General features: G+C 71.2%; 13 protein-coding genes and 1 riboswitch. Of the genes, 11 read left to right on the top strand and 2 right to left on the bottom strand.

The window, feature by feature from the left end; translation table 11 throughout:
- Nucleotides 1–29: 29 nt before the first annotated feature.
- Nucleotides 30–1151, bottom strand: coding sequence for a glycine cleavage system aminomethyltransferase GcvT (gene gcvT, locus ACRRSS_RS28430; protein ID WP_435973909.1), 1122 nt, complete (start codon nucleotides 1149–1151; stop codon nucleotides 30–32).
- A 186-nt stretch (nucleotides 1152–1337) separates the two neighbouring features.
- Nucleotides 1338–1436, bottom strand: a riboswitch (glycine riboswitch).
- A 151-nt stretch (nucleotides 1437–1587) separates the two neighbouring features.
- Here gcvT and ACRRSS_RS28425 point away from each other — a divergent pair.
- The 11 genes from ACRRSS_RS28425 to ACRRSS_RS28375 all read left to right on the top strand — a co-directional run bounded on the left by ACRRSS_RS28425 (nucleotide 1588) and on the right by ACRRSS_RS28375 (nucleotide 13641).
- Nucleotides 1588–2250, top strand: coding sequence for an AAA family ATPase (locus ACRRSS_RS28425; RefSeq protein ID WP_435973908.1), 663 nt, complete (start codon nucleotides 1588–1590; stop codon nucleotides 2248–2250).
- A 148-nt stretch (nucleotides 2251–2398) separates the two neighbouring features.
- Nucleotides 2399–3139, top strand: coding sequence for an enhanced serine sensitivity protein SseB (locus ACRRSS_RS28420; protein WP_435973907.1), 741 nt, complete (start codon nucleotides 2399–2401; stop codon nucleotides 3137–3139).
- Nucleotides 3140–3196: 57 nt separating this feature from the next.
- Complete coding sequence (locus ACRRSS_RS28415; protein ID WP_435973906.1) at nucleotides 3197–3988, top strand: enhanced serine sensitivity protein SseB C-terminal domain-containing protein; 792 nt, start codon at nucleotides 3197–3199, stop codon at nucleotides 3986–3988.
- A gap of 361 nt (nucleotides 3989–4349) precedes the next feature.
- Entirely contained in the window at nucleotides 4350–5375 is a 1026-nt protein-coding gene (locus tag ACRRSS_RS28410) for an ABC transporter permease (RefSeq protein ID WP_435973905.1), read from the top strand.
- Nucleotides 5376–5484: 109 nt separating this feature from the next.
- The gene (locus ACRRSS_RS28405) at nucleotides 5485–7254 is read left to right on the top strand and encodes an ABC transporter substrate-binding protein (protein WP_435973904.1); all 1770 of its coding nucleotides are present in this window, start codon (nucleotides 5485–5487) and stop codon (nucleotides 7252–7254) included.
- Between the two features lie 147 nt (nucleotides 7255–7401).
- The gene (locus ACRRSS_RS28400) at nucleotides 7402–8400 is read left to right on the top strand and encodes an ABC transporter permease (protein WP_351895869.1); all 999 of its coding nucleotides are present in this window, start codon (nucleotides 7402–7404) and stop codon (nucleotides 8398–8400) included.
- Nucleotides 8397–9500: an ABC transporter ATP-binding protein gene (locus ACRRSS_RS28395; protein ID WP_435973903.1), complete on the top strand. Its 1104-nt coding sequence runs from the start codon at nucleotides 8397–8399 to the stop codon at nucleotides 9498–9500. Before ACRRSS_RS28400 ends, ACRRSS_RS28395 begins: the two co-directional genes overlap by 4 nt.
- A gap of 8 nt (nucleotides 9501–9508) precedes the next feature.
- Nucleotides 9509–10663: an ABC transporter ATP-binding protein gene (locus ACRRSS_RS28390; protein ID WP_435975448.1), complete on the top strand. Its 1155-nt coding sequence runs from the start codon at nucleotides 9509–9511 to the stop codon at nucleotides 10661–10663.
- Nucleotides 10664–10782: 119 nt separating this feature from the next.
- Entirely contained in the window at nucleotides 10783–11460 is a 678-nt protein-coding gene (locus ACRRSS_RS28385) for a trimeric intracellular cation channel family protein (RefSeq protein ID WP_435973902.1), read from the top strand.
- Between the two features lie 23 nt (nucleotides 11461–11483).
- On the top strand, nucleotides 11484–12332 hold the full coding sequence (locus ACRRSS_RS28380) for a thioesterase family protein (RefSeq protein WP_435973901.1): 849 nt from the start codon (nucleotides 11484–11486) through the stop codon (nucleotides 12330–12332).
- A gap of 145 nt (nucleotides 12333–12477) precedes the next feature.
- On the top strand, nucleotides 12478–13641 hold the full coding sequence (locus tag ACRRSS_RS28375; RefSeq protein WP_435973900.1) for a cysteine desulfurase family protein: 1164 nt from the start codon (nucleotides 12478–12480) through the stop codon (nucleotides 13639–13641).
- Between the two features lie 16 nt (nucleotides 13642–13657).
- On the opposite strand, the gene ACRRSS_RS28370 is transcribed toward ACRRSS_RS28375, so the two are convergent.
- Nucleotides 13658–14350: an N-acetylmuramoyl-L-alanine amidase gene (locus tag ACRRSS_RS28370; protein WP_435973899.1), complete on the bottom strand. Its 693-nt coding sequence runs from the start codon at nucleotides 14348–14350 to the stop codon at nucleotides 13658–13660.
- Between the last annotated feature and the right edge of the window lie 7 nt (nucleotides 14351–14357).

Genomic DNA, 14357 nt, shown 5'->3' with positions numbered 1-14357 from the left:
GGGGTGAGACGCGAAGTGAGACGGATACGTCACTTCTGGCGCTTGTAGAACGGCAGCGCCACGACCTCGTACGCCTCGTGGGTGCCACGGATGTCCACACCTACACCCTGGGTGCCGGGCGCGGCGTGCGCCGCGTCCACGTACGCGATGGCGATCGGCTTTCCGAGGGTCGGCGACGGGGCGCCGGAGGTGACCTCGCCGATCACCACGCCGTCCTTGACGACGGAGAAGCCGGCGCGCGGGACCCGGCGGCCCTCGGCGACCAGGCCGACGAGCTTGCGCGGCGGGGCGGTCTCGGCGCGCTCGGCGGCCTTCTCCAGCGCCTCACGGCCGACGAAGCGACCCTCGTTGGTCGTCTTCTCGAACTTCACGACCCGGCCGAGGCCCGCGTCGAAGGGGGTCAGCGCGGTGGTCAGCTCGTGGCCGTACAGCGGCATGCCCGCCTCCAGGCGGAGCGTGTCGCGGCAGGACAGGCCGCAGGGGATCAGACCGACCGGGGCGCCCGCCTCGGTCAGCGCCCTCCACACGCCCTCCGCGTGCTCGGGCTTCAGGAACAGCTCGAAGCCGTCCTCGCCGGTGTAACCGGTGCGGGCGATCAGGGCGGGCACGCCCGCGACCGTGCCGGGCAGACCGGCGTAGTACTTCAGACCGTCCAGGTCGGCGTCGGTCAGCGACTTCAGGATGCCGGGGGACTCCGGGCCCTGGACCGCGATCAGGGCGTACGCGTCGCGGTCGTCCCGGACCTCGGCGTCGAAGCCCGCCGCGCGCTCGGTCAGCGCGTCCAGGACGGTCTGCGCGTTGGAGGCGTTGGCGACGACCATGTACTCCGTGTCCTGGAGCCGGTACACGATCAGGTCGTCGAGGATGCCGCCGTCCTCCTGGCAGATCATCGTGTAACGGGCGCGGCCGACGCCGACCGTGGAGATGTTGCCGACCAGGGCGTGGTCGAGGAGCTCCACGGCCTGCGGCCCCGTGACGGTGATCTCGCCCATGTGGGAGAGGTCGAAGAGACCCGCCTTGGTGCGGACGGCGATGTGCTCGTCCCGCTCGCTGGCGTAGCGGAGCGGCATGTCCCAGCCCGCGAAGTCGGTCATGGTCGCGCCCAGCGAACGATGCAGGGCATCGAGGGCGGTCAGACGGGCAGTGCTCATGGGGTGGCTCCCGGGTCCCAAGGGCGGTTCGGTGACGAAACACATGACGGGCGAGGACGTCCTCCCCATCTGTCATGGAACCTGAGAGGTTCACCGAGAGCATCTCGTCGCCGTGAGAGCGGCACCGAGAGATCGGCTTGCACCTTGGGTGGGGACACGGCTGGGTGTCCCGCTTTTCAGATCTGCCTCATCCACGCGGTACGGGGCCTGAGAGATTCAAGGGAGGGTCTTGCTCCTTCGGCGTCCGGACACGTACGGCGTCCGGAACTCTCCCGCGCGGATTCGAGCGGCCGGTATGCGATTGTGTGGCGACTGTGCGCGCCTGGCGCGCACATCATTGCACGCGAGCCCGGCGGGGCATATCGCTTGTGTCTCATTACCGTTTCTTTACACTTTGTGGGCAAGGGTCTTCTCAGGCCCGGCAGGGGGAGAAGCGATGAGGTTCCAGCACACCGGCGCGTACGCGCCGAGTACCGGCATACCGTCCCAACGGGCCCGCGCCAGGACCCGCCGCCGCGGCCGGCTCCTGCGCGACCTGCGCGAGCGCGGCGGCCGGGGACCCCGCGCCCTCACCTTCGCCGCCGGGGACCTCGTGGTCGTCTCCGGACTGCCCGGCAGCGGCAAGTCCACCCTCATGAAGCGCGCCGCCGAGGGCACCGGCATCGACTCCCAGGACACCCGCGAGCGCTGGGAGGCCCGGATGCCCCGCCTCCTGCCGTACGCCGTCTACCGCCCCCTGGTCCGGCTCGCGCACTACGCCGGACTGCGCCGCGCCCTGCGCTCCGGCGCGAGCGTGGTCGTGCACGACTGCGGCACCCAGTCCTGGGTGCGCGGCTGGCTCGGCCGCGCGGCCCGCCGCCGGGGCAGATCCCTCCACCTGGTCCTGCTCGACGTCGCCCCCGACACCGCCCGCGAGGGCCAGCGCTCCCGCGGCCGGGGGGTCTCCTCCTATGCCTTCGCCCGGCACCGGCGGGCCGTCGGCCGGCTCGTCGCGGCCGCCGAGTCCGGCCGCCTGCCGCACGGCTGCGCCTCGGCGACCCTCCTCGACCGGGACGCGGCGGACTCCCTGCGGAGGATCGGCTTCCGCGACGCGGTCTGAGGAGGTTCCCGGCCCGCGAGGTGCCGGTCCTCCCGCCCCCGGAAGCGCTCGTACCCTTGTCTTCTGGCCACAGCGGCTCCGGGGCGGCGTTAGGGTGCTGCCCGGGGCGGCCGGTGCGGCAGGCCGTGCGAGAGGGGACGAGGGGACCGTGGACGTGACGTGGCCGGGCAACGAGCTCGAAGAGGTCCTTGCCGCCTCGCTCGGCAACCCCGAGGCGGGCGGACGCCTGGTCGAGGTGCTCGGCCGCAGCCCCGTCTGGGTGCCCCTGCCCAACGGCGGCGGACCCGACAGCCGTGACCTCGACCTCGCGACCATGGAGATAGACGGCGCGGCCTACGTCCCCGTCTTCAGCTCCGAACAGCAGTTCCTCGCCTGCGTCGGCGGCCACATGTCCTTCACCGTCGCCCCCGCCCGCGACTTCGCCCGAGGCCTGCCCCCGCAGCTCGGCATCGCCGTGAACCCGGGCGGCACCGTCGGCGTCCCGCTGCCGCCGCCCGCCGTGGCGGAACTCTGCCGCTCCGGACGCACCCCGCTCGACGGACCCGCCACCGGCGGCCGCGTCCGCCTCTTCGAGCCCGACTGGCAGGACGACCCCGTCGACTTCCTCGCCGCCGCCTCCGCCGAGTTCGAGGCCGCCGGCGTCGTCACCACCGCCCGGCGCGCCCTCGCCAGCGTCGAGGGCACCGAACCCGCCCTCTTCATCGGCGTCCAGCTCGCCGCCTGGGACGGCGTCGACCGCAACGCGCCCCTGGACGCCCTCGGCCGCGCCCTGGGCCGGGTCGAGGTCGCCTGGCCGGTCAGCCTCATCCTGCTCGACATGGCACAGGACCCGGTCGGCGACTGGATGCTGGAGCGCGTGCGCCCCTTCTACCAGCGCGCCGCCGTGTGACCGGCCCCATGTTTAAGCTGAACTGACTCGGTGGACGGAAGAGGGGCGGAACCCAGGGTGAGCGCGTCAGGCACCGCTGCGGCCGGAACGGTCGAGCACATGCTGCGCCAGGTGGCACCCGGACGCTACGACGCGTACGAGCAGCTGCTGCACGCCCTCGCCGACGGCGAGCTCTGGATGCTGCTCTGGCAGGGCTCGCCCGGCTCGTCCGACGCCCAGTACGGGAACATGGAGGTCGACGGCTTCGGCTACGCGCCCTGCGTCACCTCCGCCCAGGAACTGGCCGCCTCCGGCTGGCACCGCGCCCACGAGCTCGTCACCGGCCGCGAGATCGCCCGCGCCCTCTACCCCGACCGCTGGGGCGTCTGGCTCAATCCGCACGCCCCCGGCGGCGGCGTCGGCATCCCCTGGGCCGACCTGCGCCGGATCGCCACCGGCCTCGACCGGATGCCCGCGGGACCGCTGCGGGTCACCGAGCCCACCCTGGAGCTCCCGCAGTTCTACGCCCTGCTCACGCAGAACGCGCACCGCACCCCCGCCGTCCGCGCCCTGCGCCGCGGCTGGGTGCAGCCCGCGCTGGGCTCCCCGTACCTGGTCATCGGCCTCGACCTGTACGACACCTCCGCCGCGGCCGTCGACAACGTCCGCGCGATGATGCGCCAGTCGATCGGCGCCGTACCCGACGGGCTGCCCGTCTCGACGGTCGCCCTCTCCGACGCCTACGACCCGGTGGCGCACTGGCTGCGCGCGAACGGGCGCCCCTTCTACGACCGCGAGGCGCACGCGGGGCGCGGCTCCGCGCCCGCCCCGGGGTACGGATACCCGCCACCGGCTCCGTCCGGATACTGAGACGTACGCCTTCTCACGCCCTTCCCACCGGCCTCCGGAGTTCGCTCCGGAGGCCGTCTTTCGCCCCAATTCGGCACGCCGAACGCCCGGTTGAGCGACATGTCCGATTGAGGGGAAGAGGCCCCGAGATGGTCCGCTCAGGTGATCACGACGTCCGGATAACGGAAGTCACAGCACCGCATCACGTTTGAGCAAACATTCCCCGTCAGGGCTGGCGGGTGATCACAAGCGCATTGAAGACTCCCCGGAACACCGGGCGTTCGGCTCCTTTAGAGCAAGTGCCCAGCAGGTTGTTCCACCAAGCCGCTACCCGCGGCGGGCAAGGGCCGGCTACCGGCGGCCGAGAGGGGTCCTCACCACGATGACGGCACCACTGCACGAGACGAGTGCGGGCGAGTCGACCGCCACCGCTGACGCCGCTCCCGACGCTCCCGGCACTCCGGACCACTCCGGCTCCGGCAAGGCGATCGAGGGCCGCTCGCCCTGGCAGATCGCCTGGACCCGCCTCAAGCGCGACAAACTGGCCCTCGCGGGTGCCTTCGTCGTCCTCTTCCTGGTCCTGGTCGCGATCTTCGCTCCGGTCATCGTCGGCCTCCTCGGCCACCCGCCGGACGAGTTCCACGAGGACCAGATCGACCCGCTGTTCGGCACCCCGATCGGCTCCTGGGGCGGCGTCAGCTCCGACTTCCTCTTCGGCGTCGAGCCCGTCAACGGCCGCGACGTCTTCAGCCGCATCGTCTACGGCGCCCGGATCTCGCTGCTCGTGGCCTTCCTCGCCGCGGTCTTCGCCGTCGTCCTCGGCACGATCCTCGGCATCATCGCGGGCTACTTCGGCGGCTGGATCGACGCCGCCCTCAGCCGCGTCATGGACGTGATGCTGGCCTTCCCGCAGCTGCTCTTCACCATCGCCCTGGTCTCCGTCCTGCCGAACTCACTCCTCGGCCTCGACGGCTCCGGCGTCCGCATCGCCGCCCTGGTGCTGGTGATCGGCTTCTTCGGCTGGCCCTACGTGGGCCGCATCGTCCGCGGCCAGACCCTCTCGCTGCGCAACCGCGAGTACGTCGAGGCCGCCCAGAGCCTCGGCGCCGGCCGCCTCTACATCCTCCGCCGTGAGCTGCTGCCCAACCTGATCGCCCCGATCACGGTCTACGCGACCCTCATGATCCCCACCAACATCCTCACCGAGGCCGCGCTCAGCTTCCTCGGCGCGGGCGTGAAGCCCCCCACCGCTTCGTGGGGGCAGATGCTGTCGACGGCCATCACCACCTATGAGGCGGATCCCCTGTTCATGGTGATCCCCGGCCTCGCGATCTTCATCACCGTTCTGGCGTTCAACCTCTTCGGCGACGGCGTGCGTGACGCGCTCGACCCGAAGGGCTCCCGCTGACCGTTCGCCGACGACCCGCAAGACCGCCCCTGCCGCAGGCGTCAGGAGGCTGATCCACCCTCGGCGGACCGCCGTATCGGCCGCCACTATCCCGGAGGTTGCGAGACCCATGACTCTGATGAGCTCTCAGAGGCGCAGAATCGCCGCGGGCGCGCTGCTCGCGGCGGCCACGATGGTCGTCACCACCGCGTGCGGCGGCGACACCGGCGGCAGCGGCGACAAGGCCAAGGGCGGTGCGCCCGGCTTCAACGCCGGCGTGAACAAGATCGCCAACCCCTCCGACAAGAAGGGCGGCGAGCTGAAGTTCATCGGCTCGCAGGAGGCCGACTCGTGGGACCCGCAGCGCGGCTACTACGGCTTCGTGTGGGACTTCGCCCGCTACTACACGCGCCAGCTGGTCACCTTCAAGGCGGAGCCCGGCGCGGCCTCCACGGAGCTCGTCTCCGACCTCGCCACCGACACCGGCAAGGTCTCGGCCGACGGTCTCACCTACACCTTCACGCTGAAGGACGGGGTGACCTGGGAGGACGGCAAGCCGATCACCTCCAAGGACATCAAGTACGGCATCGAGCGCATCTGGGCCCAGGACGTCATCTCCGGCGGCCCGATCTACCTCCAGCAGGTCCTCGACCCCAAGGGCGAGTACAAGGGCCCGTACAAGGACACCTCCGCGGACAAGCTCGGCCTCAAGGCGATCGAGACCCCGGACGACAAGACCATCGTCTTCAAGCTGCCGGTCGCCAACGGTGACTTCCTGCAGATGCTGGCCATGCCGGCCGCCTCCCCGGTCCGCCAGGACAAGGACACCAAGGCCAAGTACGGCCTGAAGCCCTTCTCCTCGGGTCCGTACAAGTGGGAGTCGTACACCCCCAACAAGTCCATCAAGCTCGTCCGCAACGACAAGTGGGACGCGAAGACGGACACCGTCCGCAAGGCGCTTCCGGACAAGGTCAGCGTCACGTTCACCACGAACGCCGACGACATGGACAACCGTCTGGTCGAGGGCGAGTACGACCTCGACATCAACGCGACCGGTGTCGGCGCCGCCGCCCGCCAGAAGGTGCTCCAGCAGCACAAGGGCAACATCGACAACCCGCAGACGGGCTTCATCCGCTACGCGGTCTTCCCGCAGACGGTCATCCCCAACGTCGAGTGCCGCAAGGCCATCATCTACGCGGCCGACTCCAAGTCCCTCCAGACCGCGCGTGGCGGCCCGCAGGCCGGTGGCGACATCGCCTCCAACATGCTGCCGCCGGCGATCAAGGGTGCCGACCCGAAGGCCGACCCGTACGGCAAGCTCGCCGGCGCGCCGGACCTCACCAAGGCGAAGGAGGCCCTGAAGAAGTGCGGTAAGCCGGACGGCTTCAAGACCACCATCGCGGTCCGCAACAACAAGAAGATCGAGATCGCGACCGCCGAGTCCCTCCAGCAGTCGCTGAAGGCCGTCGGCATCGACGCCCAGATCGACCAGTTCGACGGCGCCCAGACCTCCGGCATCATCGGTTCGCCGAAGGTCGTCAAGGACAAGAACTACGGCATCATCATCATGGGCTGGGGCGCCGACTTCCCGTCCGGGCAGGGCTTCCTCCAGCCGCTCGTCGACGGTCGCTTCATCCTCCAGAGCGGCAACAACAACTTCTCGGAGCTGAACGACAAGGCCATCAACGGCCTGTTCGACCAGGCGCTGAAGGAGACCGACCCGGCCAAGGCCGGCGAGCTCTACAAGCAGATCAACACCAAGGTCTCCGAGGCCGCGGTCTACCTGCCCTTCACCCACGAGAAGAACATCATCTGGCGCAGCTCCCGGCTGACCAACGTCTACACGGCCGACGCCTACAACGGCCGTTACGACTACGCGTCGCTCGGCGTCGTCAAGTAATCCGACCCGCTCCACCGGCGCACCACCCGCCGCCAGGTCCGAAGGGCAGGTGATGGCCGAGGGCGGCGGCCGGGGAACCCTCCCCCGTGGCCTCCAGGGCACGGGGGGACCCCCTTGGGTTCCCCGGCCGCCGACCGGCCGACCCGCATGCTTGCATACATAGTCCGGCGCCTCTTCGCAGTCGCCGTGATGCTGCTCGTCGTCACCCTGGTGACGCTCAGCATCTTCTTCCTCATCCCCAAGATGACCGGCAGCGACCCTGCCGCGATGTTCGTCGGCAAGCAGGCGGATCCGGCTTCCATCGAGGCCGTCCGGCAGAAGCTGGGTCTGGACGAGCCGCTCCTGGTGCAGTTCTGGCACTTCGTCTCCGGCATCTTCGTCGGTCGTGACTACACCGGCGGTGGCGACACCATCCACTGCGCGATGCCCTGCTTCGGGTACTCGTTCCGCAGTGAGCAGGACGTCTTCTCGATGCTGGTCGACGCCTTCCCCGTCACCCTCTCCATGGTGCTCGGCGCCGCCGTGCTGTGGCTGATCCTGGGCATCTCCACGGGTGTCGTCTCCGCGCTCAAGCGGGGCACGATCATCGACCGCGTGGCGATGATCACCGCGCTCTCCGGTGTCTCGCTGCCCATCTTCTTCACCGCCATGCTGGCCATGCTGGTGTTCCGCACCCACCTGGGCTGGGTCAACGCCTCGTACGTGCCGATCTCCGAGTCCTTCGGAGGCTGGTTCGGCGGCCTGCTGCTGCCCTGGGTGACCCTCGCCTTCCTGTACGCGGCGATGTACGCGCGGCTCACCCGCGCCACCATGCTGGAGGTCCTCGGCGAGGACTACATCCGTACCGCCCGGGCCAAGGGCCTGCCGGAGTCGGTCGTGCTCGGCAAGCACGCCATGCGCTCCACCATGACCCCCATCCTGACCATCTTCGGCATGGACCTCGGCGCCCTCGTCGGCGGCGCGATCCTGACCGAGACCGCCTTCAGCCTCCACGGCCTCGGCGCCCTGGCCATCCGGGGCGTGAGCGAGCGCGACCTGCCGCTGATCATGGCCGTCACGCTCATCACCGCCGCGTGCGTCGTCATCGCGAACCTCGTCGTGGACCTGCTGTACGCGGTGATCGACCCCCGAGTGAGGCTCGCATGACGGACAAGCTGACGAAGACCGGCGCGGCGGTCGCGGAACCCGCCCGCACCGGGTCCGCGCCCTCCGACGCCTTCCTCGACGTACGCGACCTGAAGATCCACTTCCCGACCGACGACGGTCTGGTCAAGTCGGTCGACGGTCTCAGCTTCCAGCTGGAGAAGGGCAAGACCCTCGGGATCGTGGGCGAGTCCGGCTCCGGCAAGTCGGTCACCTCGCTCGGCATCATGGGCCTCCACACCGTCGGCCAGTACGGACGGCAGAAGGCCCGCATCTCCGGCGAGATCTGGCTGAACGGGCGCGAGCTGCTCTCGGCCGACCCGGACGAGGTCCGCAGGCTGCGCGGCCGCGAGATGGCGATGATCTTCCAGGACCCGCTGTCCGCGATGCACCCGTACTACACGGTCGGCAACCAGATCGTGGAGGCGTACCGCGTCCACCACGACGTCGACAAGAAGACGGCACGCAAGCGGGCCGTCGAACTCCTCGACCGCGTCGGCATCCCCGAGCCGGCCAAGCGGTTCGAGAGCTACCCGCACGAGTTCTCCGGCGGCATGCGCCAGCGCGCGATGATCGCCATGGCGCTCGTCAACAACCCCGCGCTGCTCATCGCCGACGAGCCGACCACCGCGCTCGACGTGACCGTGCAGGCCCAGATCCTCGACCTGATGCGGGACCTCCAGAAGGAGTTCGGCTCCGCGGTCGTCATCATCACCCACGACCTCGGTGTCGTCGCCGAGCTCGCCGACGACATCCTCGTCATGTACGGCGGGCGCTGCGTCGAGCGCGGACCGGCCGAGTCCGTCTTCTACGAGCCGCAGCACCCCTACACCTGGGGCCTGCTCGGCTCGATGCCGAGGATCGACCGGGACCAGACCGACCGGCTCATCCCGGTCAAGGGCAACCCGCCCAGCCTCATCAACATCCCGAGCGGCTGTGCCTTCAACCCCCGCTGCCCGTACGCGGACGTCCCCAAGGGCGGCATCACGCGCACCCAGCGGCCGGAGCTGGCCCTCGCCGGCGAACGGCACCACTCGGCCTGCCACATGCCGCAGGAGGAGCGGACCCGTATCTGGACCGAAGAGATTGCGCCGAAACTGTGAGCGAGACCATGGAACCCCTCCTCAAGGTCACCGGCCTGAAGAAGCACTTCCCCATCAGGAAGGGGCTCCTCCAGCGCCAGACCGGCGCCGTCAAGGCGGTCGACGGGATCGACTTCGAGGTCCTGCCCGGTGAGACCCTCGGCGTCGTCGGCGAGTCCGGCTGCGGCAAGTCCACGATGGGCCGGCTCATCACCCGGCTCCTCGAACCGACCGACGGCACGGTCGAGTTCCAGGGCACCGACATCTCCCACCTCGGGGTGGCGGGGATGCGGCCGCTGCGCCGGGACATCCAGATGATCTTCCAGGACCCGTACGGCTCGCTGAACCCGCGCCACACGGTCGGCACGATCGTCTCGGCCCCCTTCAAGCTGCAGGGCGTCGAGCCCGAGGGCGGCGTGAAGAAGGAGGTCCAGCGTCTCCTGGGCCTGGTGGGTCTCAACCCCGAGCACTACAACCGCTACCCGCACGAGTTCTCCGGAGGGCAGCGCCAGCGCATCGGCATCGCCCGCGCCCTGGCCCTGAAGCCGAAGCTGGTGGTGGCGGACGAGCCCGTGTCGGCCCTGGACGTCTCCATCCAGGCCCAGGTGGTCAACCTGCTGGACGACCTCCAGCAGGAGCTCGGCCTCACGTACGTGATCATCGCGCACGACCTGTCGGTCATCCGGCACGTCTCGGACCGCATCGCCGTGATGTACCTCGGCAAGATCGTCGAGCTCGCGGACCGCAAGTCGCTGTACGAGAACCCGATGCACCCGTACACCCGGGCCCTGATGTCCGCGGTCCCGATCCCGGACCCGCGCCGCCGGGGCGCCAAGAGCGACCGCATCCTGCTCACCGGCGACGTCCCGTCCCCGATCGCCCCGCCGCCGGGCTGCCGCTTCCACACCCGCTGCTGGAAGGCGACGGACCTCTGCAAGACGCAGGAGCCCCCGCTCGTGGAGCTCCGCCCGGGCCAGCGCGTGGCCTGCCACCACCCGGAGAACGCGGAATCGCTGACGATCCCCGGGGCGAGGGAGTCGGTGGAGATCACGAAGACCCCGCAGCCCACGGAGCCGACGAAGCCGGAGCCGACGAAGCCGGAGGCGACCGAGGCGCAGGCCTCCGGGCCGGAGCCGGCCGAGCCCGGGGCGGGCGCCGTCGAAGGCGGCGCGGCCAAGGAGTGACCCGAGGAGGCCCCCGCCCACGGCGACGGGGGCCTCCTCGCGTACCCCCCGCCCCGGGGTCGGCCGGGGGCTCGGGAGTCCCCGGCGGCCCCCGAGGGAACTACCGGGACAATGGGGCGGTGCTCCACGATCTGTTCAGCCCCGATGTCCAGCACGCCCTGGACCTCGTCGGCATCTTCGTCTTCGCCATCTCCGGCGCCCTCCTCGCCGTCCGGAAGAACTTCGACGTCTTCGGCATCGCCGTCCTCGCCGAGGTGACCGCCCTGGGCGGCGGTCTCTTCCGTGACCTGGTCATCGGCGCCGTGCCCCCCGCCGCCTTCACCGACCTCGGTTACTTCCTCATGCCGCTGATCGCCGCGGGTCTCGTCTTCTTCCTCCATCCGGAGGTCGAGCGCACCCAGACCGCCGTCAACGTCTTCGACGCCGCCGGCCTGGGCCTCTTCTGTGTGACCGGTACGACGAAGGCGTACGACTACGGCCTCGGCCTCACCTCCTCCGCCGTGCTCGGTCTCGCGACCGCCGTCGGCGGCGGTGTCCTGCGGGACGTGCTCGCCAACGAGGTCCCGTCGCTGCTGCGCTGGGACCGGGACCTGTATGCCGTCCCGGCCATCGTCGGCGCGGGGATGGTCGCGCTCTGCATCCGCTTCGACATGCTCAACCCCTTCACGAGCGGCGCCGCCGTCCTCACCGCCTTCGCGCTCCGGCTGCTCGCGATGCGCTACCACTGGCGCGCGCCCCGCGCCTGGAACCGGCGCTCCTCCGCCCGCGAGGCTCCCGAAAAAGCTACCGCTCAGTAGCCTTCTGGGGTACCGTCGGATCCATGAGCACGAGCACCGAGACCACCGCGGCGACGAGCGAGTTCGACCGCGACACCGCAGTCATCCTCCGGGAGCCCGGGGTCTACGACGCGGACCTCTCCGCCGGCTGGACGATCATCCACGCGGTCAACGGCGGCTACCTCCTCGCTCTGCTCGGCCGCGCCCTCGGTGAGCACCTTCCGCACCCCGACCCGTTCACGATCTCGGCGCACTACCTGACGCCGTCCGTGCCGGGCCCCGCGGTGATCAGGACGGAGACGGTCCGGACCGGCCGGACGCTCTCCACCGGCCAGGCCTCCCTCTTCCAGTACGCCGAGGACGGCACCGAGGTCGAGCGCATCCGGGTCCTCGCCTCGTACGGCGACCTCGACGCGCTCCCCGACGACGTCCGCACCACCGCGACGCCCCCGGCGATGGCCGCCATCGAGAACTGCTTCGGCGCCTCCGACGGCCCGACGACGGTGATCCCCGGCTCCTCCGCGATCACTGACCGGCTCGACATCCGGCTCGACCCGGCCTGCGTCGGCTGGGCGGTCGGCGCGCCGTCGGGTAAGGGCGAGATGCGGGCCTGGTTCGGTCTTGCCGACGGCCGTGAGCCCGACGCGCTGTCCCTGCTCCTGACGGTCGACGCGCTGCCGCCGACCTCCTTCGAGCTGGGTCTCAAGGGCTGGACCCCGACCGTCGAGCTCACCACCCACGTCCGCTGCCGCCCGGCCCCCGGCCCGCTGCGCGTCTCCATCACCACCCGCAACCTGGCGGGCGGCTTCCTGGAGGAGGACGCCGAGGTCTGGGACAGCGCCGACCGCCTGGTCGCCCAGTCCCGCCAGCTGGCCCGCGCCCCGCGCGGCTGACCCGAGGCCGCACCCGGCGTCCCGCGCATCCGGCGCCCCGCGCCGTGCGCACCCGGCGCGGGACCCGGCCCCGGGCGCCGTGGTCGACGTCGTGAACCGGCCACCCGCCGGGGCTGCCGTCATGGGCTCGTAGAATCGACGCACCATGGCATACCTCGACCACGCCGCGACCACTCCCATGCTGCCCGAGGCGATCGAGGCGATGACCGCCCACCTCGCCGTCACGGGCAACGCCTCCTCCCTGCACGCCGCCGGACGGCGGGCCCGGCGGACCGTCGAGGAGGGGCGCGAGACGCTTGCCGCCGCGCTCGGCGCCCGGCCGAGCGAGGTCGTCTTCACCTCGGGCGGCACCGAGGCCGACAACCTCGCGGTGAAGGGCCTCTACTGGGCCCGTCGCGACGCCGACCCCCGCCGCACCCGCGTCCTGGCCAGCCCCGTCGAGCACCACGCCGTCCTCGACGCCGTCGACTGGCTCGCCACCCACGAGGGCGCCGACGTCGAGTACCTCCGGGTCGACCGGTACGGCCGGGTGCACCCCGAGTCCCTGCGCGAGGCGATCGCCCGGGACCCCGACTCCGTCGCCCTCGCCACCGTCATGTGGGCCAACAACGAGATCGGCACCGTCATGCCGGTGCGTGAACTCGCCGACGTGGCGGCCGAGTCCGGCGTGCCGCTGCACGCCGACGCGGTCCAGGCCGTCGGTCAGGTCCCGGTCGACTTCGCCGCCTCCGGACTCGCCGCCATGACCGTTTCCGGCCACAAGATCGGCGGGCCCTACGGCATCGGCGCCCTGCTCCTGGGCCGCGAGCACACCCCCGTACCCGTGCTGCACGGCGGCGGGCAGGAGCGGCACGTCCGCTCCGGAACCCTCGACGTGCCGGCCGTCGCCGCGTTCGCCGTCGCCGCCCGGCTCGCCACCGAGCGGACCGAGGAGTATGCCCGGGAGGTCGGCGCGCTCCGCGACAGCCTCGTGACCGCCGTCCGGACGGCCGTCCCCGACGCGATCCTCGGCGGCGACCCCGTCGAGCGGCTCCCCGCCAACGCCCACTTCACCTTCCCCGGCTGCGAGGGCGACTCCCTCCTCCTGCTGCTCGACGCCGCCGGGATCGCCTGCTCCACCGGCTCCGCCTGCACCGCCGGCATCGCCCAGCCGAGCCACGTCCTGCTCGCCACCGGAACCGATCCGGACCTGGCCCGGGGCACCCTGCGCTTCTCGCTCGGCCACACCTCCACCGAGGAGGACGTGGCGGCGGTGGCGAAGGCGATCGGCCCGGCCGTGGAGCGGGCCCGGACCGCGGGCCTCACCTGAGGACCGCCGACGGGGCTCAGGCGGGCGTCGCGGGCTTCCGCGACGCCTCCCGCACCAGCTTCAGATAGCGGTCCCAGTCCCAGTGCGGACCGGGATCGGTGTGGTCGGTGCCCTCGACCTCCACGTGCCCGATGATGTGCTCCCGGTCCACGGGTATCCCGTGCCGGGCGCAGATGTCGGCCGTCAGCCGCGCCGACCCCGCGTACATCGCCGCCGTGAAGTCCTGCGGCCGGTCGACGAAGCCCTCGTGCTCGATGCCGACGCTCCGCTCGTTCATGTCGCGGTTCCCCGCGTGGAACGCGACGTCGAGCTCCCGGATCATCTGCGCCACATGACCGTCCTTCCGGACCACGTAGTGCGTGGCGGCCCCGTGCCCCGGGTTCCTGAAGACCTTCAGGGCGGTCGCGTAACTGCCCTGGACGACGTGGATCACGACCCGGTCGATCCGGTAGTCGTCGGGCCGGTCGGCCCGGCGCCAGTTCGCCCGCGCCGCCGAGGCCCACTCGGCGGCCTTGTGGTCCAGCTCGCCCTCGACCCGCTTCCGCTCCATCCCCGGCAGCCGCCACCAGACGCGCGCCAGCTCCTCCCTGGCCAGCGCGGCCGTGCCCAGCACGGCGACCCCGCCGCCGAGCAGCACCGCGCGCCGCCCCACCCGCCTGTCCGAACCGCTCGCGCCGGACCCGCCCGTACCGTTGTCCTTGCTCCCCATGCCACCG

Origin of the sequence: Streptomyces sp. Qhu_M48 (assembly GCF_051305195.1) — a bacterium.
Taxonomy (GTDB): domain Bacteria; phylum Actinomycetota; class Actinomycetes; order Streptomycetales; family Streptomycetaceae; genus Streptomyces.
The sequence above is the reverse complement of the archived record's forward strand: the minus strand, read 5'-3'. Positions and strand labels throughout refer to the sequence as shown.

What these genes read in the sequence shown, in the direction of transcription:
- ACRRSS_RS28375 (WP_435973900.1), top strand. Translation starts at nt 12,478, where the DNA reads ATGGCATACCTCGACCACGCCGCGACCACTCCCATGCTGCCCGAGGCG.
- gcvT (WP_435973909.1), bottom strand. Translation starts at nt 1,151, where the DNA reads ATGAGCACTGCCCGTCTGACCGCCCTCGATGCCCTGCATCGTTCGCTG.
- ACRRSS_RS28390 (WP_435975448.1), top strand. Translation starts at nt 9,509, where the DNA reads ATGGAACCCCTCCTCAAGGTCACCGGCCTGAAGAAGCACTTCCCCATC.
- ACRRSS_RS28400 (WP_351895869.1), top strand. Translation starts at nt 7,402, where the DNA reads ATGCTTGCATACATAGTCCGGCGCCTCTTCGCAGTCGCCGTGATGCTG.
- ACRRSS_RS28405 (WP_435973904.1), top strand. Translation starts at nt 5,485, where the DNA reads ATGACTCTGATGAGCTCTCAGAGGCGCAGAATCGCCGCGGGCGCGCTG.
- ACRRSS_RS28410 (WP_435973905.1), top strand. Translation starts at nt 4,350, where the DNA reads ATGACGGCACCACTGCACGAGACGAGTGCGGGCGAGTCGACCGCCACC.
- ACRRSS_RS28380 (WP_435973901.1), top strand. Translation starts at nt 11,484, where the DNA reads ATGAGCACGAGCACCGAGACCACCGCGGCGACGAGCGAGTTCGACCGC.
- ACRRSS_RS28370 (WP_435973899.1), bottom strand. Translation starts at nt 14,350, where the DNA reads ATGGGGAGCAAGGACAACGGTACGGGCGGGTCCGGCGCGAGCGGTTCG.
- ACRRSS_RS28395 (WP_435973903.1), top strand. Translation starts at nt 8,397, where the DNA reads ATGACGGACAAGCTGACGAAGACCGGCGCGGCGGTCGCGGAACCCGCC.
- ACRRSS_RS28425 (WP_435973908.1), top strand. Translation starts at nt 1,588, where the DNA reads ATGAGGTTCCAGCACACCGGCGCGTACGCGCCGAGTACCGGCATACCG.